This window comes from Borreliella bavariensis PBi, assembly GCF_000196215.1.
In the GTDB taxonomy this organism is placed as follows: Bacteria; Spirochaetota; Spirochaetia; order Borreliales; family Borreliaceae; genus Borreliella; species Borreliella garinii.
The window spans coordinates 1-19,904 of record NC_006156.1 but is presented as its reverse complement, the minus strand read 5'-3'; the positions used below and the strand labels follow the sequence as shown (position 1 = coordinate 19,904).

Genomic DNA, 19,904 nt, shown 5'->3' with positions numbered 1-19,904 from the left:
ATATTAGTTATGAATTATTTTAATATTTAAGTTGTGATAGACGCTCAATTTAATTTAATTAATTAGGAGGAAAATGTATGAATACTTCTCTTTTTCAGCAAGAAAGGAAAAAGTATGTTCCTAAATTGCCAAATATTTTAAAAAAAGATTTTAAGAATATTAGCTTGGTTTATGGAGAAAAGACTGAAGCAATTCAAGATAGACAGGCTTTAAAGGAATTTTTTAAGAATACTTATGGATTGCCAATTGTAAGTTTTACCGAGGGTGAGTCTTCTAATTTATCTTTTTCAAAAGCTTTAAATATTGGAATTATTCTTTCTGGAGGTCCTGCTCCTGGGGGGCATAATGTTATATCTGGCATTTTTGATGCAATAAAAAAATTTAATGCAAATTCAAAGCTTTTTGGATTTAAAGGGGGCCCTTTAGGCCTGTTAGAGAATGACAAAATTGAACTTACTGAGAGTTTGGTTAATTCTTATAGAAATACCGGAGGCTTTGATATTGTATCTTCTGGAAGAACAAAAATAGAAACAGAAGAGCATTATGATAAAGCCTTATTGGTTGCCAAAGAAAACAATCTTAATGCAATTGTTATTATTGGTGGTGATGATTCGAATACTAATGCTGCTATTCTTGCAGAGTATTTTAAAAAGAAGGGAGAAAATATACAGGTTATTGGAGTCCCAAAGACAATTGATGCTGATCTTAAAAATAATCATATTGAAATTTCATTTGGGTTTGATTCTGCTACAAAAATTTATTCTGAGATGATAGGTAATTTATGTCGAGACGCTATGTCAACTAAAAAATATTGGCATTTTGTCAAACTTATGGGCAGGAGTGCCTCTCATGTTGCTTTGGAATGTGCTTTAAAAACTCATCCAAACATTTGTATTGTGTCTGAAGAGGTTTTGGCTAAAAAGAAAACTTTATTTGAGATTGTTGATGAAATGGTGTTTGTTATTTTAAAGAGATCTTTAAATGGAGATAATTTTGGAATAGTTATAGTTCCTGAAGGCGTAATTGAGTTTATTCCAGAAGTTAAGTCTTTAATGGTTGAATTATGCAATATTTTTGATAAAAATATAGTAGAGTTTAAGGGACTTAATATTGAAGGAATGAAAGAAGTTTTCGTTGCCAAGCTTAGTGATTATATGAAGAAAGTTTATTTGTCTTTACCTTTGTTTATTCAATTTGAACTTGTAAATTCAATTTTAGAAAGAGATCCTCATGGGAATTTTAATGTTTCAAGAGTCCCTACTGAAAAATTGTTTATTGAAATGGTTCAAGCAAGATTAAGCGAGATGAAAAAAAGGGGAGAATATAAGGGAAGCTTTATCCCAGTTGATCATTTCTTTGGCTATGAAGGTAGAAGCGCTTTTCCTTCTAATTTTGATAGTGATTATTGCTATAGCTTAGGATATAATGCTGCTATTCTCATTTTAAATGGTCTAACAGGCTATATGTCTTGTATAAAAAATTTAAATTCAAAACCAACGGATTGGATTGCAGGAGGAGTGCCCCTAACAATGTTAATGAACATGGAAGAGAGGTACGGAGTGCAAAAGCCTGTTATAAAAAAAGCCCTAGTTGATTTAGAAGGAAGACCATTTAAAGAGTTTGTTGAAAATCGTGATAAGTGGGCTTTTAATAATTTGTATTTATATCCAGGTCCTGTACAGTATTTTGGTTCTTCTGAGATTGTTGATGAAATAACTGAGACTTTAAAGCTCGAATTATTGAAGTAGAAAATTCATGCTTATTGGAAGCTTGTTGTTGTTTTTTAGTGTTTTGAATGTTTATTCAAATTCACTTGATTATTCTAAACTGAATTTCAATTATTTAAAGTTAAGTATTGCTAAAAGTTTGCCATTGCAAGACAAATTAACTTCCAGTGGCAATTTTGCTTCTCAAAAAAAAAATAATATACCTGTTTTTGATAAGGACGATTCTTTTCTTTATAAAAATATTCAAGAGAATAAAGCTTTAAATCTTGAAAATGATCTTGAGTCAAAATCAGCAAAAGATTTGTTTAGGTTTTCAGCTATTAGTATTGGATCTTTTCCAATAGTTTTATTTTTAAGCTTGTTTTTTTTTGATGTAGGATATTATTTTTATAGCGGAATGAATGCAAATTACGTTCCATATCCTTTTTCAAATGGCCCTAGTTTTTCAAAAGATGAAATTTATAAAAAATTTATTATTTCAGCTTCCATTGGGGCTATGGTTGCATTGACCATTGCTTTGATTGATTATTTGCTTCAGTGATATGATAAGACTTAAGAAAGAATTTACTGTTAAAGAAAATGCTTTAAGATTGGATCTTTACTTATCAAATAATTTAGAAGTTTTTACTAGAAGTCAAATTAAAAGAAGAAATGTAGAAGCGTTCAAAAAGAGTAATGGAAAATTTTTTAATATAAAATTGTCTAAGCCTGTTTTAAAGAATGATGAAATACTGATTGAATTTGACGAAGAAGAAAGTAGTCAAATTGATTATCTTAGGCCCAATAATATCCCTATTACTATAATTTATGAAGATTCTAATATTATTGTTCTTAATAAACCACAAGGAATTTTAAGTCATCCTGGAATATCGCATTGGGATGATACTGTTGTGAATTTTCTTTTATACCATATAAAAAGATTGAAAATTAATTTTAATGAAGAAAAAGTTAGACCTGGAATTGTTCATAGATTAGACAAGGATACTTCTGGTGTACTAATTTGTGCAAAAAACATTAACACTTTGAGTTTTTTAGCTCAGCAGTTTAAAGATAAAAGGACAAATAAAGTCTACATTGCAATTGTTAAGGGCAATTTTAATAGTTTTTCTGGAAGTATTGAATCTTTTATAGATAGAGATAAATACAATAGAAAAAAATTTAGTGTTTCTAAAGATAGGGGTAAAAAAGCATTAACAGAATATAGATTGTTGCTCAATTTTAGAGGATATTCTCTTTTAGCTTTAAAACCTAAGACCGGTCGTACGCATCAATTGAGAGTTCATATGAAATACCTTAATTTTCCAATATTGGGAGATGAGGTTTATGGTAGAGTAGATAGCAGTTTTAAAACAGCAACTTTAATGCTTCATTCTTATAAGCTTGAAGTTGATGTTGGAAAAAATTCTTTCAAGAAATTCATTTCTGAATTTCCCAAAAGATTTGTTATTTTTTTGTCAAATTTTTACAAGAGCGATGAATTGAATTTGATTATTGATAATTTGGTTCTCTTTTTAAAAGATTTTTAATTTGAAATTTCTTGTTTTGATGAGATTGAATCAGGTATTATTTTGCCCCCAGTTATTTCATTAGTGTTAATAACAGTTATGAAACAATTTGGATCAACTTTTTGTGATATATACTTAATTCTTGACAAACGCATTATTGGAACTACTATAAATACTATGGTTTTTTCTGTTCCTGCCCAAGCTCCTTTTCCGTCTATTAATGTAGCGGCTAATTTTAACTTATTTGTAAGAAGATAAGCAATTTCTTTTCCTTTATCCGAAATGATTAATATTGCCTTTTGATTGCCAAATCCGGTACTTGTTTTGTCTGTCATGATAGATGTTACAAATGATGCTATTAGTGTATAAAGGGCTATTTCAATATTAAAAAAAAAGGTTGCAAGTATTAATACCGCTAAGTTAACTATGAAGTTTGTTGTTCCAATGCTAATTGAATATTTTTCTTTAATGATCATCGCAATTATATCTGATCCCCCTGAAGATCCTTTGCCTTTAAATATTAGTCCAAGTCCAAGTCCAGAAATAAGTCCGGCTAGTATTGATACAAGCATCATATCGTTAAGATGTATTTTATTTTGTAAAAACTGGGAATAGTTTATTACAATAGAATATAATCCCATTGCAATCCAACTTTGAATAATGAATGTTATATTTAGAAATTTTATTCCAATAAGAAATAATGGGATGTTTAATGCAAATATTGTCCATCCTAAATTGAAGCTTAACAGGTAATGCAGCATTAATGCAATTCCCCCAATTCCTCCACTAAGAAGTCCATGAGGAATATATAAAACATTTGTAGAAATTGCCATTAGTGCAGAGCCTAAAGTTATTTGTATTGTGCTGTCAAATATTAGTTTGGGATTTTTAGTTATAGTTTTTATTTTTTTTGCTACTATTATGAATAATAGTTTGAGTTTTTTTTTAATTCTGCGACTACTTATCTTTTTTTTCTTTTTCATCTTAACTCTAAAGTTACTTTTAAGCTATACGTTAATAATTCATTTGAATTCTATATTAATTTTGCAAAAAAAACAATTTTATTCCCTTTTTTTATTTTTTTTGATATTATGTTCATGAAAACTATGGCGATGAATTATATAAAATTTATAGTATTAATAGTTCTGCTTTTTTTTTATATTTGGGTTTTTATTATCCTTAGGATGAAAAGGGTTAATCTATTTTTGTTGGAAAAAATCAAAAATGGAGCAAAAATTTTGGATATTCGATCTCCCAAAGAATATAGTAAGTCTCATTATTTTAAATCGATCAACATTCCTTTTAATAATTTATTTGCTAAAAAAGATAAATTGGGAGATTTTGAGTCCCAAATAATTGTTTATGGCAAAAGTTTTAATAAATCTTACGAGGCTAAAAAAGTTTTAAAAAGCATGGGATTTAAGAATGTGTTTGTAGCTGGTACTTTGAAAGACATGCCACAAACTAAAAGAGAAGAAGTTAGTTGATGGCTAAGATTATTGGGATATCTGGTGGTTCTGGAAGCGGAAAAACTACAGTTGTAAGCAAGATTAGTGAGTTTATTCCAGAGTTTGTCCTTATTTCTCAAGATAATTATTATAAGAGTGTAGGTGATTATGAATATGAGTTTTCTAAGGTGAATTTTGATCATCCAGATGCTTTTGATAATAATTTATTTTATGAGCATCTGAAAAATTTAAAAAAAAATAGCCCAATAGATATGCCTCTGTATGACTTTATTAATCATAAAAGACAACTTAAAACGGTTATGGTTGTTCCTACCCCTGTTATTATTGTTGAAGGTATTATGATTTTTGTTGAAGAGAGAGTAAGAAATTTAATAGATCTTAAAATATATATTGACACTCCAAATGATATTAGATTTATTAGGCGTTTAAAGAGAGATATTTCCAAAAGGGGACGTACTTTAGAGTCGGTTATTGATCAGTATTTAAATACCACTAGATGGGGTTATTATAGATTTATTGAGCCTACCAAAGAATATGCTGATCTTATTATTCCCGAAGGAGGTCACAATGATAAAGCTCTTTATGTGCTTTCAACGTTTCTTAAGTCTTTAAGTAAAGAAGGTCTAGATTTTGTCTAAATTAATGATATTGGATAATAATCTATTTCAATGTAAACAGTATTTGTTAGTTTTACCTTTTCTCTTGTCTTGTTGACTAGTTTTTCAAGTAAGCCATAGGATTTTGACAAGTATATTATATTGTATCTATAATTTTTAGATATTTTTTTCATAATAGCTTCTGATGGGCCTAAGTGCTCAATTCCTTCTTGCAAAAATTCTTTAGATTTTTCAAAGAATTCCCAACATTTTTGTTTAGCAGATTCTTCATTTTTGCTTCTAAATATTATTCTAATAATTTTGTTAAACGGAGGATAGTTTAATTTTTTTCTTATATCTAGCTCTTGCTCGTAAAATTCTTCATATTGGTTCTTATAAGCACATTTTATGGCATAATAATTAGGATTTTTTGTTTGTATTATAATTGTGTTATCATCTTTAAATCTTGCGGCTCTTCCCATAATCTGCGAGAGTGTTGTAAAAATTCTTTCGCTACTTCTAAAATCAGGCAATCCTATTCCAATATCTGCGTTTATTATACCTAGTGTTTTTATATTTTTAAAATTGAATCCTTTTGCAATGATTTGTGTTCCGATAAGTATGTCTATTTCTTTGTTTTCGAACTTAATTATTGAATCTATATTTTCTATTTTTGTAATATCGGAATCTATTCTTGCAATTTTTGCATTTGGCAAAAATTTTTTTAATTCTTTTTCAACAAGTTGAATTCCATAAGTTTTGTATTTAATGTCTTTTGATTCGCATTGAGGGCAATTACTTGCTGTTTTTGTTTTATAACTACAATAGTGGCATAAAAGTTTGTTTTCTTTTTTGTGGTAAATCAGACTAAATGAGCAATTTGGACAATAAATTGTATGTCCGCATTCGTTGCATTCAAGATTTTTCAAATATCCTCTTTTATTAATGAAAATTAAAGATTGTCTTTTTTTATTTAAACTTTTTTGTATGCTGTATAATAGTTCTGATGAAATTGTGCTAGGTTCTTTTTTCATGTTTATTATTTTTATATCTTCTATTTTGCTTTGAAAGAATTTATTTTGCATTATTATTTTTTTTATTTGGTTATGTTTCATTGCGTGGTATGCTTCAAGAGAAGGTGTTGCACTTCCCATTATGAATTTAGCATTAAATTTTTTTTGCAAAAAAAATGATATGTGTCTTGAGTGAAATCTTGGAATATTTTCAGATTTGTATGTAGTTTCGTGTTCTTCGTCCATAATTATTAATTTTAATTTAGTAAAAGGCAGCATTAGTACACTTTTAATGCCAACAACAATCAGACTTTCTCCATTTTTGACTTTATTCCATATTAAATTTTTATTAGAATTTGAAACTTTAGAGTTATATTCATAAATTTTATGATGCATATTTAATGCATATTTTATTCTTTTTATTATTTGATATCCTAATGATATTTCAGGAATCAAGAAGAGTACTTGTTGTTCTAGTGTTAAGTAGTATTCACACAATTTGATAAATATTTCAGTTTTTCCAGATCCAGGTATTCCAAAAAGGTAAAAAACATTATTTTTTTCTGACCCAATAATTTCTTTGTAAATATTTTGTTGTTCGTTGTTTAGTTGCAGGTGCTTTTTATGATCCGGATACTCATTTATTGAAGGCAATGTTTGATTTTTTTCAGATTTTGAATTTTTGGGCAACCCAAAGAATAAAGTTTCTCCAAATCCCGAAAATGTTTTTCTACTAATCCAATGTGCTAAATCAATGTTATGTTCTGTTATTATTTTAGTTTTATCTATTATTTTAATAATTTCTTTTATTTTGAATTCAAATTTTTCTTTGAATTCGCTTTTAGGATATTTTTTAGTAATTATTCCAATTTTATTGGAGCCATTAAAATTAACCATTACTCTTATTCCAATTTCTAGATTCAAGTTAGACCTGTAAATAAAAAGTTTATTTAAAGGAATATTTATTGCAATTTCATAGTAATAAGTTGAATGATAATGTTCATCCATATTTTATTATGCCTTTGATTATTTTTAAATCCTGCCATATTTCTTTTTTTAATTCTGGATTTTTTATTTGATTTGTAGGAAGGTATGTAAAAACCAATGGAATGCCTTTAAATCTTAGTTCTATTCCTCTTACAATTTGAATTCTTAGCGGTTGATTTAAGAAAAAATCTATTTCTTCGCAAGATAAAATTGCTTTAAGGTTTTTGTTGCTGATTTCTAAGTTAAGTGATTCAATAGTATCTATTATTTTATAATTGTGCATGTTTATGCTTTTGCACCATTTTACTATAATATCCCTTGAAGGTTCGTCGAGATAGTTTTTGTTTACATATATTATGATATAATCATTGATACTTTTTTTTTGTAAGCTACTATTTGATAGTAAGTTTGTTAAATTTTTGTTTTTTGTAGATATTTCTGTAGTTGCTTCGCTATTTTCATTTTTTTGATAAATTTTAACTTTTTCTATTTTTTGTTTAATCTCATTATTTATTTTTTCAAAATTTTCTGTAATTTTGCCTTCGATATTATTTGTCAAAATTTTAAGTAGAAAAAGTTTTTTAGTTAAAATATTGTTACTCATAGTAAACTTTGTCTAAAAATAAAGCATTTGCGGGCGCAGTTGTTCTTGCAAGGTTTCTATTTTTTGATTTTAGTATTGTTTCAAAAGTAGAAATTGATTCATTTTTTATTTCGATATCCAGCATTGTGCCTATTATTGATCTTACCATTTTCCACAAAAAAGAAGATCCTATTATTTCAAAAATAATATATTTCCCTCTTTTTTTAAATTTGGCCAAATAGATATGCCTAAATTTGGATTTGCTTTTATCTTTTATGCATGAAAATGTGGTAAAATCATGGTTTCCAATTAATATTTTAGCCATTTGGTTTAAATTGCTAATGTTTAGTTTTTTATTTACATAGTGAGCTTGATAGCCTTCCCAGGGATAGTAGTTATTACTATTTAATATACGGTAGCTGTATTTTCTTTTTTGGGCGTTAAAACGTGGATGAAATGAATTTTTCATATACTTGAGTTTTAGTATTTTTATACTATTCTTTAATAATATTGCATTTAAAGCTTTTTTTAGATTGTTTAGCTGAATATTGATGTTAATATCAAAAGTTATTATTTGTTTTTTTGCATGAACTCCTTTATCTGTTCTACCAGATGAATGAATCTTTACTTTTTTTTTGTTGATTTTCATTAGAGCTTTTTCGATTTCTCCTTGAATAGTAGGCTTTGTTGGTTGTATTTGAAATCCATGGTATATGGATCCGTCATAAGTGATTTCAGCTAATATTTTTTTCATTTATTTAAGATTTTTCATTTCCTTTGATATTTTAAAGTATACTTCTTTGATTTTATCTAAAAGTATTGAAGGCTTTTCTTTTGAAGATTTGCCCATTCCTGCTATTTTAGAGAGAGTGGTTTTTATATCGTTTAATTGTTTGTATCTGTATTCCTTATTATCCTTATTTCCATAAAAGTATTCTAGAAGACCTGATAAGTAGAGAACACTGTCATAGCCATAATTTTTATCTGTATCTGGACCAAATATGGTTGATGCGCTAACAGGTTCTGAATTGTCTTTGTCTTTTTCAATAACTAGTTTATAAAGATATGCAGCTTTGTGATAAAATATTTTTTGAAGATAATTATAGTTTTTGTTCGGCTCTTCTTTTTCAAGGTCTTCAAATGTCCAAGCGGCTCTTATTGCTGATTTTGCTTGATTTAAAGTGGGATTATGATTCTTTTCAAGATGTTCATAACATAGCATAGCAAGAATGTAACTTGCAGCTCCCTCTTTTAATGTTCTAGATTTGCTGAAGTTAATCATGTCATCAAAAATAGCATTTATTTTTTTTCTTTCGGATTTTTTATTTTGCAAAATTTCTTTTTTGTTTTTAGGGATTGAATTAAATTCGCTTGGAAATGTTGCAAAGTAGCATTTTGGACATACTGTTATAGAATATATTCTAGGATAAATATTGCCATATTTGTTGTTTTTTATATATTCTCTTTTTAGATCAATTTTCAACTCACCAGCTATTAATCTGCTACTTCCAGTCAAAAGCTCTTCTTTTTGAAATTTAAAAGAGCATACAGGGCATTCAATTTTTTCTTTTGTAAAATAAGATATTTTTTTCATGAATTAATTTTCTACCATTACAAATGCAATAGCGTACTCCTTTTCATGGGATATTGTTAGGTATATCTTTAAATTCATTTTAATTGCAAATTTTTCAATTTCATTATGTAAATAAAACTTTGCATTTCCTTTTAAAGATTTTATTACCTCAATATCTTTAAGACCATAATGTATTTTATGTTGCAACAGTGGACTTAATGCTTTAATTAAAGATTCTTTAGCTGCAAATTTTCCAGCTAAACTTTCTATGACACTTCCCCCTTTTAATTTAAAATTTTCAATTTCTTTATGTGTAAAGAATCTCTCTAATTTTTTTTTATTTTCTAAAAAATTTTTGAATCTTCCAACTTTTATTATATCACATCCTATTGACTTCATGGTTTGATCTCCGAGCTTTCGATTATTTCTAGTTTTATTTTTTTTGGTTCATAATCATATATTTCTGTTTCATTGATATTTTCTTTAAGAATTATATTTGTGGTAATGTTGTAAATTCCGGGAGTTTTTATACTTGATAAATCAAAAGCAAGGCCTATGTTTTGATTGTTTATATGGGTTTTAATTTGTTTTTCAGAAAGCCTTGTTTTTATTTTTACAAACATTTTGTTTTCTGAGTTTATTATTTTTTCTATGTCTTTAATCGCAAGACCATTTTTTAGGTTATTAAAAATAAGGTTAGGAGATTTTATTGTTGTGTTTGAATATTTTTTGTTTAAATAAATATTGATCACAACATGACTTTTTTCAAGCATAACTAGGGGATTTGGGGGAACTACTTCAAGATAATCTGATACAAATAATGTTCTTGTATCAAACTCTTTTACGTTGGTTTGAATAGTGTTTATTTTTTTGAGTTCTTGTTCGGGTCCATATACTAATAAATTTTCAGGTAATATATTGTATTTTGCAATAAAATATTCTCCCTTACTATCTTTTTCTATAAGTTTAAACTTGGGCTCTATTTTAACTGATTTAGAGATTTTGTTATCAAGATTTAGCAATACATTTGTTTTTGAAAGTTTATATTCTGCAATGTGTATTGAGTTAAGATTTTTTATTTTTATTGGTAGTTTATATTTTCCAGGAATCTTTATTTTTGATGCTTCAATAAATAATATTATTTTATTAAGATCAAGATATTTTAAGTCATCTTTGTTGACTTTTATTGTAATCTTTACTTTGCTAAAGTCGGGAACTTTCCCAAGAGCTATTTGATCATTCAAGATTATTTTGAATTCTTTCTCAGTTGTTATTGATTCTATTTTATTGAAATTAAACGCTACAAACATTAGAATAGCTATTAAAATGGCAATAGCTTTATTTTGCCAATCATCAAATAGTAACTTTATTATATTTGTTATTTTTTTGCTTATTTTCATTTATTTACTCTATTAGTTCGAGATTCAATTTATTTCTAATTTCATTTAAGTTTAAATTGTATTCCAATTTCGCATTGACTGTAATAGAAATAGACCCGGTCTCTTCGGAGGTTATTATTGTTATTGCATCAGAATTTTCAGAAATTCCAAGTCCTGCTCTATGCCTTGTTCCAAATGCTTTACTAATAGAATCAACATTAGATAATGGTAAAAATGAGCCTGCATATTTTAATTTATTTTTACTAATTATTACGGCTCCGTCGTGAAGAGGAGTTTCGCGCTCAAATAGTGATATTAGTAGCTCACTAGATATTAGTGCATCAATTTTAGTTCCTTTGTTTATTATTTGCTCCAGCTGTATTTTTTTTTCAATGCATATTAGGCTGCCAGATTTGTTTTCAGACAGGTGTTTAACTGCTTTTAGGATTTCAGAAATAACTTTTAAAGTTTCTTCTTTTTTATTTGAAAGCTTAAAAGCTAAATTGAAATTTCCAATTTTCATTATTATTTTTTTTATTTCTTGATTAAAAAGTATGACTATTGTTATTGGTAGTATATTAGCTATATAATTTAACAGCCAACCAATGGTATAGAGATTTAAATAATATGAGATAATTCCTATAGAGGTGATGATCAACATTCCTTTTAGTAGATTTGTAGAATAAGAATTGATTACATTTTTATATATGTAGTACACCAGGATGCTAATTAAGCTTAGATCTAAAATTCTTGAAAAAGTATCTTTTATATGATTTAAATCATTTATGTCTATCATAAATTTTCTACTCAATGTTAAAATGCTGTACTTATTAACCTATATTAGTATAATATAAAATATATAAATAAGCACAGTTTATAATTAAATTAAATTGTTTTTGAATTTATGAATGAAAGAGAAAATATTATAGCTTTAATATTTGATTTTGACAATACTCTTATTTATGGTAATATGCAGCAAGTGCTTTTTGATGAGTATTGTGTTGATTCTTGTTCCTTTTGGAAAGAAGTTGAAAGCTTAGAGCATGTTTATAAGCAAAACGGTTATAATATAATTTCTAATGAAATGATATATTTATCCCATTTTCTAACCTATGTAAGAGAGGGGTTTTTTAAAAGTCTGGATAATAGAGCGTTATTTAATTTAGGTGCTAAGTTAAGATTTTTTGAAGGGGTTATTGATTTATTTGATGAGATATCTAAAATAAATAAGAAGTTGGAAAATAATAATTCGCAGATTAAAATTTATATTGTTTCAAGCGGGTTTAGACAAATGATTTTGGGAAGCAAAATTGCGCCTTATTTGAGCAAAGTGTGGGCATGTGAGTTTATAGACTCTTATTTGATGCCTTTTTATGAACTTAGAGATGAAAAATTTTCTAAAAATAAAGTTTTAAGCAGTGTTTGTTACTTTGTAGATCATACAATAAAAACCAGAGTTATTTTTGAAATTAATAAAGGTTCTTATGAGAAGATTAATGATAGAGTTCCAAAGAGTAAAAGAGAAATTCCTTTTAAAAATATATTTTACATTGCAGATGGATTTAATGATATTCCGGCATTTGAAATCTTAAATAATATTTTGAATCATTGTAAAAATACCTTGACAGTGTATCATGGAAATGATAAGAATGCAAAAAAATTGTTTTATGAGAATAGAGTTGGAGATTTTGCTGAGGCTAATTACAGTAAGGGCACTAAACTGTATAATTGGATAATGGAAAAAATTTGTTTGAGCTGTAATTGATTGATTTATTTTCCTTTAGTTGATAAAAGCAGTAAAAAACGAAAAGAGGGAATATGTTTAAAGATTTAAATACAAATCAAGGGTTAAGGCCTTGGAGAGTAGAATCTGTTTTTTATTTTATTGTCATAGTTTTAATATTTATTGGGGCTTTTAAAATAGCAGAAGCCGTATTTAAACCTTTGGCTATTTCCATAGTGTTGGGATTTTTAGTTTATCCCGTTTATACTTTTTTAGCACGATTTAAAGTTCCAAAATTTTTAATAGTTTTTATTATATTTTTTTTATTATTTTCTTTTTCTTATTTGATTTTTATTTTTGTTTATTACAGTGTTACTGTTTTAATGAGACAATTACCCTATTATCAAAATCAATTGGCATTTATTATGAAAGATGTGCTTAGTCGCTATAAAGTTGATAGCTCTGTTATTAATGATATGAATTTTTCTGGCTACATTTATCCTTTTTTAACAAGAGCTTCTAATGAGATTATTGGATTTACAAGTAGTTTAGTAGTGGTTTTTTTGTTGTTGTATTTTTTGCTTTCAGAAATCCATGTTTTTGGAATGAAACTTGATAAAGTTTTTAAAAAGCGAGTATCTACTAGATTTATTGGGGCTCTAGATACGATTAATAATCAAATTGGCAAATATTTGGGCATAAAAATTCTTATGAGCTGTTTAACAGGTATTTTAGTGTTTATTGGATTAACTTTGTTTGGACAAGACTTTCCTCTTGTTTGGGCAGTTCTTACCTTTGTTTTCAATTTTATTCCTAGCATTGGATCTATATTAGCTGTGTTTTTTATTGTAATAACATCTTTAATTCAATTTTATCCAAATTTAAACATAGTGCTTTATATTTTTATATACAATACTTCCGTTCAAATGTTGATTGGAAATATTCTTGAGCCAAAAATGCAGGGGAAAAGACTTGATATCTCACCATTTTTGCTCTTATGTTTTTTGTTTTTTTGGGGATGGCTTTGGGGCATTGTGGGCCTTTTAATAGCCTATCCTTTTACTGTGATTGTAAAGGTAATAGTTGATAATGTAAGTTGGTTAAAGTCTTTTTCCGTATTTTTAGGTGGTTCTGAGATTTTAAGCAATATTAGTCATGTTTCAGGCAAAGATAAGGAGATTTGATTTTGAAAAGAAAGGTTATGCTTACGGGAGATAGACCTACTGGCGCTCTTCATTTAGGACACTATGTGGGATCTGTAGTAAATCGACTAAAATTTCAAGAAGAGTATGAAACGTATTTTATTATAGCCGATTTGCATACTTTGACTACAAAACCCGATTTAAAAAGTATTAATACAATACCTTTTAATGTTAGAGAAATGGTCTTAGATTATCTTGCTTGCGGTATTAATCCTAATAAGGTTAGTATATATTTGCAATCAGCCATACCCGAACTCTTTGAGCTTTATTTAATGTTTTCAATGATTGTTACTGTTGCGCGTTTGCAAAGGATTCCAAGTATAAAGGATATGAGCATTGCGGCTGGACTCAAAGAGATTCCTTATGGTCTTTTGGGATATCCTGTTCTTATGAGTGCAGATATTTTAATGGCAAAGGCGAATTTAGTTCCCGTTGGGCGTGATAATGAATCTCATATTGAATTTGCAAGAGAACTTGCAAGAAGGTTTAATCATTTGTACGAAAATAATTTCTTCCCAATACCCGAATCTGTTTTTACAGATTCTCGTCCTTTGGTGGGTATTTGTGGTAAAAATAAAATGAGCAAGAGTCTTGATAATGCAATTTTTTTAAAAGATGATGAAAATTTGTTAGAAAAAAAAATTATGTCTATGTATACAGATCCAAATAGAATAAGGGCAGATATTCCTGGTAATGTTGAAGGCAATCCTGTTTTTATTTATCACAGTATTTTTAATAGTAATCATGAAGAAGTTGAAGATCTTAAAAGTAGGTATAAGAAGGGAAAAGTAGGTGATGTTGAGGTTAAGAAGAAATTGTTTTTAGCTTTGAATAGCTTTTTAAAGCCAATCAGGGATAAAAGAAGTTTTTATGAAGCCCAAAAAAAAGATTACATTGATGAAATTATTTTTGATGGTACAAGCAAGACAAGGTTTATTGCAAATAAAGTAGTAAAAGAGGTTAAAGATTTAGTAGGACTTTCAAAAACTTGGAATGGAATAAAATATAGTGTTGAAAAATAAAAAAATGAAGAATGAAAATTATTAATTTTATGATAGACTTATAGCTGTGATCAACTTATTATTTAAATCAAACAATATTAATTATTATAGTAGATTTGCCTTTTTTATTAATCTTTTATTAAATTCTAGTAGCTTAAACAAAGCATTTCTTTTTGTATAAATAACCTCGCTAAGCACCCTTGTTACTGGTTCTGTTTTTGAGATTCTCATCCATAAGGTTGCAACGATTTCTTTATTAGTTTTTAATAATACCTTTAATCCTCCCGAGGCATCTCCTGTTCTAATCTTAGATTGTATTTTGCCTTCGTAGTTAATGATTTCATAATCAACTATTGATAATTCTTGAAATAATTTGTTGCTTTTTATCTCTTTAATCAATAGATTTTCGTAATTGCTTTTTAAAATTTCTTGGTTTTCTATTTTGAGATTTGTTAAATTGGCTTTCTTGGATGATACTATTACATTGCTATAAAAATTTGTTGTATTTAAAATATCTTTTAAGCTGTATTTTTCTTTATAGTAGTTTTTAGACAATTTGCACCATATTTGGTAAAGTTCTTTCATTTTTAATAATTTTACGATACTAAGCAGAGTGGTAATTGGGTCTCTTACTCTTGAAGGATATATTATGCAACCCCCATTTGATCCCTCTCCTGAGATTTTTACAGTAAATCCCTGGGCTCTTAAATCATCTGCCATTTCTGTTAGATTTGCTTCTCCAACTTCTACTCTATAAACTTTGGCGTTGAAAAAATTTGCAATTTTTTCAATATTTAGAGATGTTGCATCATTGGTTACTATTGCTATGTTATTTTTTATTCCTGTATAATAAAGATAGCTAAGCTCTGAAATTACTACAAGTGCAAATATTTTTTGTGCTTCGATAATGCTTGGAGTGTTTGTGACTTTGTCTATAAACACCAGATTACCTCTATCTCCATCACAATCCGGTACATAGCCCAGCTCAAAAGAATTGTCTTTTATATATTTTTTTTGTAGTAGCTTTTTACATTCATTTAAAGATTTTCCTTCAGGAATAATATTGTGCTTAAAAATGCCCATTTTGTCATTATGTAATTCTATTTTCAATCCCAAAGATTCTATCAATTCTTTATCTATTGAATTGATTCTAGAGCTTCCATTCATTTCTGCTATTATTCCAATTGGATTTTTTAGTATTCTTTTCTTTAAAATTTCGATATTTTTATTGTTAATATCGTTTTCATACGCTATTTCATGTATTAATGATTTATAGACTTCGTAAGATTGGTTTTTATTTTCTTTTTCTAATTTTATTGTTTTTTTATAATATTCTAAATGTGATTTATCTTCATCAAATTTGTTCAGGGTATTAATTAAATGCTTTATTAAATTTTCATTTTGGCTATTATTTTTAATTTGTTTTATTATTTCCTGAGTTTTTGCAGAATTTAGTACGCCACCATCGTTTAACCCTATTTTTATTCCATTGTAACCTGCTGGATTATGGCTTGCAGAGATATAAATGAAGCCTTTTGAATCTTTGCTGTTTTTTGTACAAGCTAAAATTTCAGTTATTGGAAGTATGCCAAAAAACTTAATCTTTTCTTTGCTTGTTATTAATATTTTTATTGTTATTTCTGCAATAATGTTACCAGTTGGTCTTGAATCTAATCCTAATCCAATATAGGGTCTGGATTCAATTTTAAAATAATTTGATATTGTGAAGAATATTAGTGCTATTAGTACTTTATCTTCATTGGCTATTTCATTTTCTGTTGAATCTTCATCTTTTGATTTGGCAAAAATTTTTCTAAATCCCGAAGCAGAAAATATCATCTCATCAAAAGCTTTTTTAAAATTCTTCATGTTAAGTGAATATTGTTTAAGCATTTAAATTTCTTCTCATTGATATTCTAGTCATATTATTGCTATAATAATCAATAATATGTCACTTATACCATTATACTTGAAAATTTGTTTTTTTGCTTATATTAATAAGCTTTATCTTTAAGGGTTTTAGTTTTTATTGATGAATGTTAAAGTTGATAAAATTTTTTCTGAAATGATACTCGAAAAACTTAATTCTGGTGAGATAGGAATTAATAATTTTGAATCCATCAAATATTTTCCTTGTGATAGTCATGAAAATATTTTTAATATTTCAGATAAAATTTTAAAGTTTAAGCTTAACAAAAATTTGGTTGAAGACAATTTAAAAAAATATTTTTATGATTTTTCTAAATTTTTGCATTCAGAAGAAGGTGATTGCTATATTTTTTCTTCTTGCGATCTTGAAAATTTGGGACTAATTCTTTTCCCATATCTTTCTTTTGGAATCTTAAATGGGGGCTCTGCAACAAGTTATTTTGATTTAGCTAAAAATAGGGAGTTGAATAAGGATTTATATATTCTATATGAATCTAAAATACTTGAATTTAAAGAAAAATTTGGAGAATTACCAAAGGGTATGACCCCAGCTTATATTAATAAAGACGGCAGTTTGGGATTTTCATTTTTTGCTTTGAAAATCAGACACCTTTTAATGGTTGCCAAAAAATATGAATCTTTTTATGGTAGAATGATTAAGCCTTCAATATTTCAAATGACTAGTTGCAAAACGGATGAATTTATTTCAAAATTTTTGGAGCATTTATTTGCAGATAATTTGATTAAAAGTGTAAATTTTTGCAATTTGAAAAAAGAAGATATTCTTACAGCTATTCAACCTTTAATTTATTGTTATGAAAAACTGAATGGTTCTAAGTATCAATATTTTACTTTCAAGGATAATAAAAATGATTATTCTATTTTAGCTTGCCCTGCTGGTCATGGTCAAAATTTTAAAATTTTAAAAGATTTTTATTTACAGCTTTATGAATCTGGAAAAAGATTCGTATACATTGGTAATGTTGATAATATGGGCTTTACAATTAATTTTAAAGCACTTGCTATAATGGCTTTAACGAATTGTTCTTCTGGATTTGAATTTAGTTTTAAAAGTAAGACAGATTTTAAGGGAGGGGTATTGGCAGTAAATAGTGAGAATCGTTTAACTTGTGTTGATATTGGTGGAGGTATTTCTTCAGAAATTATACAAGAGTTTGAGAATAAGGGTAATAAGCTGTTATTTAATTGCGCTACCGGGCTTTTTAATTTAGAATATTTGATAAAAAACATTGATAAAATAATAGAAAAAATGCCCATTAGAATTATAGAGCAAGATAAAGAAGTTGGTAAATATATTTCGGTTGAGCAAATAACGTGGGAAGTATTAAAATTAATGGAAAATCCATTGATTTTAACGGTTGACAGAAGTAAAAGATTCCTTCCTGCGAAGTTATTTATCGACATGTTGCTTAATAGTAATTATCTTGAAGATAGGTACAAATATTGTTGTAGAAAGAGAGTTGGTAATTCTAATGCTACTAAAGATTTGTATTGTTCTCTTTCTACTTTGTTATCAAAAGATTATGGATTGCTTAATGGGTGTTGTAGATGGGCTTTTTAAAAGCTTTATCTTTTATCTTTTTTTGTTTAAATTTATTTGCGATAGAATCTTTGCCAGAAATAGATTATGAATATTTTAATAAGGATAAATCAGATCTTGTAGATTTAATTAGGTTTTTAGGTGAATTTGATTTTCAAACTATTTTAAAAGATAGAAGATTATTTATTGGAATTAGAAATTTAACAAATTTTAAAAATGTTCAAGGACTTAATGCCGATGATATTAATAGAATAAAAAAGATTAATCCGATTGGTATAATTTTATTTAGAGAAAATTTAAAAGATGCTGAGCAAACAAAAGGATTGATTAGCGCAATAAAAAGTCATATTGGACATGATATTTTTATTGCTATTGATGAAGAGGGAGGGATAGTTAGTAGAGCTAGTGAAAATAAAAAAATGGGAGTTTATAATTTTCCGGCTATGGAGTATGTAGGGAATGTCAAAGATTTGCATCTTATTTATAAAATTGGTGAAGTTCTTGCTAAACAATTGCGTAGGTTGGGTATTAATTTAAATATGGCTCCAGTTGCCGACATAAAATTTATACCACATACCCCTTTACTAAATAGAACATTTGGGGGATATTCTGCTTATAATATTGGGCTTATGGTAGAAGCTTTTATTGATGGCATGCAGAATCATGGAGTATTTTCGGCAATTAAGCATTTTCCAGGATTAGGGGGAATAACCACAGATACACATAAATATTTGGCTTTTTTACCTTATAGTAAAAGCTTTTTAATGTTAAATAATTTTGTGCCGTTTGTTTTTGGCAAGACTTCTAAATTTATCATGATTGGCCATGCAAATGTTCCTAAAATTTCTAAAGATATAACTAGCATGTCTAAAAGTATTGTTAATATTATAAGAGAAAATTTAAATATTACTAGTATTATGATAACAGATTCTTATAATATGGGAGCAATTACAAGAAGTTTTTCTAATATTGAAAATGCTATTAAAAAGTCTTTAAGTTCAGGTATAAATATAGTTCTTATTCCTTAGTAAAATTGCTTAAAAATTTGTTTTTAGTCTTTGTCAGTTTATTATTTTTTATATTTAGACAATTGGATAGTCTTTTGTTAAAATATTTCAAAAAGAAGAAAAATGTTTAAAATTTTTTATGGTATAAATATAGAAATTCCTAGATCCAAAAGAATAAATTCTTTAAAAGAAGTTGATAATTTATAGTAAATGCTATAGTTATTAGGTATGAAATCAATTTCAAATTTTAAGGTAATTAGGGGAAGGATTGGATAGAGAAATGCATTAGTTGTTTTTCCTATAAATATACTAGTTCTTAGAGTTAAATCGACTTGGGTTCCAATAAAGAATTTTATAGTAAGTGTATCGGCTAAAATTGAATATTTAACAATGTAAATAGTGAAAGCTAAATTAAAATAAGCATTTGAAACAAAATCTTGATTTATTGGGATAGTAAAAAAATTTATGGGACTGAACTGTATTTCAATCCATTCATTATAAGCTGTTAATATCCCGATAAAGGCAATATATTTATAGTTTTCATTATAAAAGATAGGATTTATATAATTATGGTAAATTATACCTATTTTCATTTTTTTTTTAATTATATTTTCTTTAGGGAATTCCCATCGAGAAGTAGTTAATTTAT

At 27.2% G+C, this 19,904-nt stretch carries 20 protein-coding genes; 10 read left to right on the top strand and 10 right to left on the bottom strand.

The features are described from left to right. Window positions 1–77 precede the first annotated feature (77 nt). From BG_RS00100 to BG_RS00090, 3 genes are read left to right on the top strand one after another with little or no spacing between them, the layout of a single operon-like run. Window positions 78–1,748: a diphosphate--fructose-6-phosphate 1-phosphotransferase gene (locus tag BG_RS00100; protein ID WP_011193374.1), complete on the top strand. Its 1,671-nt coding sequence runs from the start codon at window positions 78–80 to the stop codon at window positions 1,746–1,748. 7 nt (window positions 1,749–1,755) lie between these two features. Further along, window positions 1,756–2,268: a DUF8521 domain-containing protein gene (locus BG_RS00095; protein ID WP_011193373.1), complete on the top strand. Its 513-nt coding sequence runs from the start codon at window positions 1,756–1,758 to the stop codon at window positions 2,266–2,268. A gap of 1 nt (window position 2,269) precedes the next feature. Continuing rightward, window positions 2,270–3,253 (top strand): RluA family pseudouridine synthase, encoded by a 984-nt coding sequence (locus tag BG_RS00090; protein WP_011193372.1) that lies wholly within the window; start codon window positions 2,270–2,272, stop codon window positions 3,251–3,253. On the opposite strand, the gene BG_RS00085 is transcribed toward BG_RS00090, so the two are convergent. Then, the gene (locus BG_RS00085) at window positions 3,250–4,215 is read right to left on the bottom strand and encodes a YitT family protein (RefSeq protein ID WP_011193371.1); all 966 of its coding nucleotides are present in this window, start codon (window positions 4,213–4,215) and stop codon (window positions 3,250–3,252) included. The two genes, BG_RS00090 and BG_RS00085, sit on opposite strands and share 4 nt — an antisense overlap. A 129-nt stretch (window positions 4,216–4,344) precedes the next feature. Here BG_RS00085 and BG_RS00080 point away from each other — a divergent pair, with 129 nt between their 5' ends. After that, a complete protein-coding gene (locus BG_RS00080) occupies window positions 4,345–4,719 on the top strand; it encodes a rhodanese-like domain-containing protein (protein WP_095205635.1) in 375 nt (124 codons plus the stop codon). Next, window positions 4,719–5,339 (top strand): uridine kinase, encoded by a 621-nt coding sequence (gene udk, locus BG_RS00075; RefSeq protein WP_004792201.1) that lies wholly within the window; start codon window positions 4,719–4,721, stop codon window positions 5,337–5,339. Before BG_RS00080 ends, udk begins: the two co-directional genes overlap by 1 nt. Here the strand turns inward: udk and priA are convergent. The 7 genes from priA to cdaA are packed head-to-tail and all read right to left on the bottom strand — an operon-like array spanning window position 5,336 to window position 11,628. After that, window positions 5,336–7,318, bottom strand: a complete 1,983-nt coding sequence (gene priA, locus BG_RS00070; RefSeq protein ID WP_011193369.1) for a replication restart helicase PriA — start codon at window positions 7,316–7,318, stop codon at window positions 5,336–5,338. The two genes, udk and priA, sit on opposite strands and share 4 nt — an antisense overlap. Beyond that, entirely contained in the window at window positions 7,311–7,901 is a 591-nt protein-coding gene (locus BG_RS00065) for a uracil-DNA glycosylase family protein (protein WP_011193368.1), read from the bottom strand. The genes priA and BG_RS00065 overlap by 8 nt, the downstream gene beginning before the upstream one ends. After that, complete coding sequence (gene truA, locus BG_RS00060) at window positions 7,894–8,634, bottom strand: tRNA pseudouridine(38-40) synthase TruA (RefSeq protein WP_011193367.1); 741 nt, start codon at window positions 8,632–8,634, stop codon at window positions 7,894–7,896. Before truA ends, BG_RS00065 begins: the two co-directional genes overlap by 8 nt. Further along, a complete protein-coding gene (locus BG_RS00055) occupies window positions 8,635–9,474 on the bottom strand; it encodes a DUF2225 domain-containing protein (protein ID WP_011193366.1) in 840 nt (279 codons plus the stop codon). 3 nt (window positions 9,475–9,477) lie between these two features. Continuing rightward, window positions 9,478–9,852 (bottom strand): 4'-phosphopantetheinyl transferase superfamily protein, encoded by a 375-nt coding sequence (locus BG_RS00050; protein ID WP_011193365.1) that lies wholly within the window; start codon window positions 9,850–9,852, stop codon window positions 9,478–9,480. Beyond that, window positions 9,849–10,853, bottom strand: a complete 1,005-nt coding sequence (locus BG_RS00045) for a YbbR-like domain-containing protein (protein ID WP_011193364.1) — start codon at window positions 10,851–10,853, stop codon at window positions 9,849–9,851. Before BG_RS00045 ends, BG_RS00050 begins: the two co-directional genes overlap by 4 nt. Window positions 10,854–10,857: 4 nt before the next feature. After that, entirely contained in the window at window positions 10,858–11,628 is a 771-nt protein-coding gene (gene cdaA, locus BG_RS00040; protein ID WP_011193363.1) for a diadenylate cyclase CdaA, read from the bottom strand. A gap of 108 nt (window positions 11,629–11,736) precedes the next feature. Between cdaA and BG_RS00035 the strand changes: the two genes are divergently transcribed. Genes BG_RS00035 through trpS form a run of 3 tightly spaced genes read left to right on the top strand, consistent with a single transcriptional unit; the run spans window position 11,737 to window position 14,779 of the window. Continuing rightward, on the top strand, window positions 11,737–12,597 hold the full coding sequence (locus tag BG_RS00035) for an HAD family hydrolase (RefSeq protein ID WP_011193362.1): 861 nt from the start codon (window positions 11,737–11,739) through the stop codon (window positions 12,595–12,597). A 53-nt stretch (window positions 12,598–12,650) separates the two neighbouring features. Further along, complete coding sequence (locus BG_RS00030) at window positions 12,651–13,739, top strand: AI-2E family transporter (RefSeq protein WP_011193361.1); 1,089 nt, start codon at window positions 12,651–12,653, stop codon at window positions 13,737–13,739. A 2-nt stretch (window positions 13,740–13,741) separates the two neighbouring features. Next, window positions 13,742–14,779 carry a tryptophan--tRNA ligase gene (gene trpS / locus BG_RS00025; protein ID WP_011193360.1) on the top strand — a complete coding sequence of 346 codons (1,038 nt, stop codon included), beginning with the start codon at window positions 13,742–13,744 and terminating at the stop codon, window positions 14,777–14,779. Between the two features lie 84 nt (window positions 14,780–14,863). On the opposite strand, the gene BG_RS00020 is transcribed toward trpS, so the two are convergent. Continuing rightward, window positions 14,864–16,651 (bottom strand): phosphoglucomutase, encoded by a 1,788-nt coding sequence (locus BG_RS00020; RefSeq protein ID WP_011193359.1) that lies wholly within the window; start codon window positions 16,649–16,651, stop codon window positions 14,864–14,866. Window positions 16,652–16,790: 139 nt separating this feature from the next. On the opposite strand from BG_RS00020, the gene BG_RS00015 reads away from it, so the two are divergent. Further along, window positions 16,791–18,269, top strand: a complete 1,479-nt coding sequence (locus BG_RS00015; protein ID WP_011193358.1) for a UTP--glucose-1-phosphate uridylyltransferase — start codon at window positions 16,791–16,793, stop codon at window positions 18,267–18,269. After that, on the top strand, window positions 18,257–19,276 hold the full coding sequence (locus tag BG_RS00010) for a glycoside hydrolase family 3 N-terminal domain-containing protein (RefSeq protein ID WP_011193357.1): 1,020 nt from the start codon (window positions 18,257–18,259) through the stop codon (window positions 19,274–19,276). The genes BG_RS00015 and BG_RS00010 overlap by 13 nt, the downstream gene beginning before the upstream one ends. Window positions 19,277–19,392: 116 nt before the next feature. On the opposite strand, the gene BG_RS00005 is transcribed toward BG_RS00010, so the two are convergent. Then, window positions 19,393–19,904 (bottom strand): hypothetical protein (locus tag BG_RS00005; RefSeq protein ID WP_044007871.1); only part of this gene is annotated, 512 nt, incomplete at its 5' end.

What these genes read in the sequence shown, in the direction of transcription:
- udk (WP_004792201.1), top strand. Translation starts at nt 4,719, where the DNA reads ATGGCTAAGATTATTGGGATATCTGGTGGTTCTGGAAGCGGAAAAACT.
- BG_RS00085 (WP_011193371.1), bottom strand. Translation starts at nt 4,215, where the DNA reads ATGAAAAAGAAAAAAAAGATAAGTAGTCGCAGAATTAAAAAAAAACTC.
- BG_RS00055 (WP_011193366.1), bottom strand. Translation starts at nt 9,474, where the DNA reads ATGAAAAAAATATCTTATTTTACAAAAGAAAAAATTGAATGCCCTGTA.
- priA (WP_011193369.1), bottom strand. Translation starts at nt 7,318, where the DNA reads ATGGATGAACATTATCATTCAACTTATTACTATGAAATTGCAATAAAT.
- BG_RS00065 (WP_011193368.1), bottom strand. Translation starts at nt 7,901, where the DNA reads ATGAGTAACAATATTTTAACTAAAAAACTTTTTCTACTTAAAATTTTG.
- truA (WP_011193367.1), bottom strand. Translation starts at nt 8,634, where the DNA reads ATGAAAAAAATATTAGCTGAAATCACTTATGACGGATCCATATACCAT.
- cdaA (WP_011193363.1), bottom strand. Translation starts at nt 11,628, where the DNA reads ATGATAGACATAAATGATTTAAATCATATAAAAGATACTTTTTCAAGA.
- BG_RS00095 (WP_011193373.1), top strand. Translation starts at nt 1,756, where the DNA reads ATGCTTATTGGAAGCTTGTTGTTGTTTTTTAGTGTTTTGAATGTTTAT.
- BG_RS00050 (WP_011193365.1), bottom strand. Translation starts at nt 9,852, where the DNA reads ATGAAGTCAATAGGATGTGATATAATAAAAGTTGGAAGATTCAAAAAT.
- BG_RS00045 (WP_011193364.1), bottom strand. Translation starts at nt 10,853, where the DNA reads ATGAAAATAAGCAAAAAAATAACAAATATAATAAAGTTACTATTTGAT.
- BG_RS00010 (WP_011193357.1), top strand. Translation starts at nt 18,257, where the DNA reads ATGGGCTTTTTAAAAGCTTTATCTTTTATCTTTTTTTGTTTAAATTTA.
- BG_RS00100 (WP_011193374.1), top strand. Translation starts at nt 78, where the DNA reads ATGAATACTTCTCTTTTTCAGCAAGAAAGGAAAAAGTATGTTCCTAAA.
- BG_RS00080 (WP_095205635.1), top strand. Translation starts at nt 4,345, where the DNA reads ATGAATTATATAAAATTTATAGTATTAATAGTTCTGCTTTTTTTTTAT.
- BG_RS00015 (WP_011193358.1), top strand. Translation starts at nt 16,791, where the DNA reads ATGAATGTTAAAGTTGATAAAATTTTTTCTGAAATGATACTCGAAAAA.
- BG_RS00020 (WP_011193359.1), bottom strand. Translation starts at nt 16,651, where the DNA reads ATGCTTAAACAATATTCACTTAACATGAAGAATTTTAAAAAAGCTTTT.
- BG_RS00035 (WP_011193362.1), top strand. Translation starts at nt 11,737, where the DNA reads ATGAATGAAAGAGAAAATATTATAGCTTTAATATTTGATTTTGACAAT.
- BG_RS00030 (WP_011193361.1), top strand. Translation starts at nt 12,651, where the DNA reads ATGTTTAAAGATTTAAATACAAATCAAGGGTTAAGGCCTTGGAGAGTA.
- BG_RS00090 (WP_011193372.1), top strand. Translation starts at nt 2,270, where the DNA reads ATGATAAGACTTAAGAAAGAATTTACTGTTAAAGAAAATGCTTTAAGA.